Source organism: Nocardioides sp., assembly GCF_036374615.1.
Classification (GTDB): Bacteria; Actinomycetota; Actinomycetes; order Propionibacteriales; family Nocardioidaceae; genus Nocardioides.
In genome coordinates, this window is record NZ_DASUTK010000181.1 from 1 (window position 1) to 2,309 (window position 2,309).

Genomic DNA, 2,309 nt, shown 5'->3' on the forward strand with positions numbered 1-2,309 from the left:
TCGGGGTCGACCATGTCGTGCAGCGCGTCGTAGAGCGGGCGCAGGTAGGGGTCGATCTTCTCGCTCAGCGTGCCGGGCAGGAACCCGAGCCGCTCGCCCGCCTCGACGGCCGGGCGGCTGAGGATGATCCGGTTGACCTCCTTGGCCTGCAGCGCCTGCACGGCCTTGGCCATCGCGAGATAGGTCTTGCCGGTGCCGGCCGGGCCGATGCCGAAGGTGATCGTGCTCTTGTCGATCGACTCGACGTAGCGCTTCTGGTTGACCGTCTTGGGCCGGATCGTGCGACCGCGGTTGGACAGGATGTTGAGGCTCAGCACGTCGGCCGGGCGCTCCTGCGTCTCGGTGCGCAGCATCTGGATGATCCGCTCGACCGTCTCGCCGGTGACGCCCTGGCCGGTGCGGACGAGCGTCACGATCTCGTCGAGGAGGCGCTCGGCGGTGGCGACCTCGGCCGACTCGCCGGCGAGCGTGATGCGGTTGCCACGGACGTGGACGCTGGCGTCGAAGGCCCGCTCGATCAGCCGGAGGTGCTCGTCTCCCGGGCCCAGGACCGACACCATGTCGATGCTGTTGGGGACGACCACGGTGTGGGTCGGTCGCTCCTGGGAGGAGCCTGGCTGGTTCGTCGCAGTCATGGATGCCCGTGCGGGCGGCCTTCCGGGTCGGTGGTAGAGCCCCACCATGCTACCGAGCCGGCCACGCGCGGCCCACCTGACGTGGAGTGGCCCCTGTCAGGGGCGGGTGACCTGCAGCATCCCGAGGCACATCTCGTCGGTCGTGCCCTCGCCCCACACCACGTAGCGGTCGGGCTGGCCCTCGAAGGACGGCAGCTTGTCGCGCAGCCACTGGACGTGGCGGCAGGTCACCTTGACCTGCTGGAAGGGCTCGAGCCGGATCGGGTCGATCGGGCGGCTGCCCTGGTCGTCGAAGTCCCAGACGGGGATGTCGAGGATGGTCCGCGCCTGCGGGGTGCCCGGGTTGACCTCGATCTCCAGGGAGCGGCCCAGGAGGTGCATGTGCCCGGCCACGCCGTGGATGGTGATCGGCTCACCGAGGGTGCGCACGCACGACTGGACCTCGCCGGCGCGCGGCTCGCCACCGCACAGGAGGTGGAGGAGGTCGGCGGTGTTGCCCTCCGAGCCGAAGCGCTCCTTGACGTCGGCGAGCGACGCGGCGCGGTCGCACAGCTCTCCGTCGGAGTGCTTCGGCCGGCACGGCAGCTCGACGGGCGCGGGCAGCAGCATGGTGCTGAGCGCCTCGTAGTCCCGCTTGCCCGGCGCGAGGCGCAGCTGGGCGGCTGAGGTGTCGGGCTGCTGCCCGGCGAGCAGGTTGTAGTGGACCTGCATCACGATCCGGCTGCCCTTGCGCAGGCGTACGCCGTAGCCGGGCTTGGTGACCGACTCGTGGCCGCCCGGTGCCCACGCGCCGATCCACGAGGACCGGTCGACGTTCTGGAAGCGATCGAGCCCGGTGCCGCCGAAGCAGGTCCAGCCCTCGTCCTCCTCGGCGGCGTCCTTGGCCTCGGCGGCGGCGACCTGCCGGGGCGGGACCTGGAACAGGATGACGTGGTGCACGACGTCGGGGTTGCCGGGCAGCACCTGCGTGCCGGTGAGCCAGGTGTCCTCGTCGAGCTCGGGGTCGAGCAGGAAGCACCGGTAGTCGTCGGTGCCGGTGCCGTAGGGCGCGGACGGCGTGTAGGCGCCCGGCATCGCGATCGTCGTACGCGTCTCGCCTGCGCGCAGGCGTCGCGACTTCGCCGGCTCGGCGTAGTGGCCGCTGTGTCCGGCCTGCCCGGTCTGCCCGGACTGCCCGGCCTCCTCGGCGTCCGCCGTGGCCGGGCTGGTCGGGGAGTCCGCGGGCTGGGTGGCCGTCTGGTCGGCGTCGCCGGCGCCGTCAGCGCCGCTGCAGGCGGACAGGGCGAGGAGGCCGGCGGCGAGCAGGGCGGCGAGGGCGGGACGGGTGCGGGTCACGGGGTGGGACATGGGGCCTCAGACCAGCGACTCGGACATGCGCGACGAGCCGCCGAGCACGTGGAGATGCGTGTGGAACACCGTCTGGCCGGCGCCCGGGCCGGTGTTGGCGATGAGCCGGTAGTCGGTGTTGCCGGACTCGCGGGCGACCTCGTCGGCCAGCGCGACCAGGTGGCCGATGCTGGCCGGGTCGGCGGCCGCCGAGGCAGCGGCGTTGTCGTGGTGGTCCGCCGTGATCACGAGCGCGTGGAACGGCGCCTGCGGGTTGAGGTCCTTGATCGAGACGGCGTGGTCGTTGCGGCCGAGCACGTCGGCCGGGACCTCGCCGGCGACGATCTT

General features: G+C 72.2%; 3 protein-coding genes. All 3 read right to left on the minus strand.

Translation table 11 applies throughout. From position 1 onward, the window contains the following. Nucleotides 1-635 (minus strand): PhoH family protein (locus VFZ39_RS14160; RefSeq protein ID WP_330866419.1); only part of this gene is annotated, 635 nt, incomplete at its 3' end. Between the two features lie 96 nt (nt 636-731). Further along, complete coding sequence (locus tag VFZ39_RS14165; protein WP_330866420.1) at nt 732-1,982, minus strand: hypothetical protein; 1,251 nt, start codon at nt 1,980-1,982, stop codon at nt 732-734. 6 nt (nt 1,983-1,988) lie between these two features. Further along, nucleotides 1,989-2,309 (minus strand): HIT domain-containing protein (locus VFZ39_RS14170; RefSeq protein ID WP_330866421.1); only part of this gene is annotated, 321 nt, incomplete at its 5' end.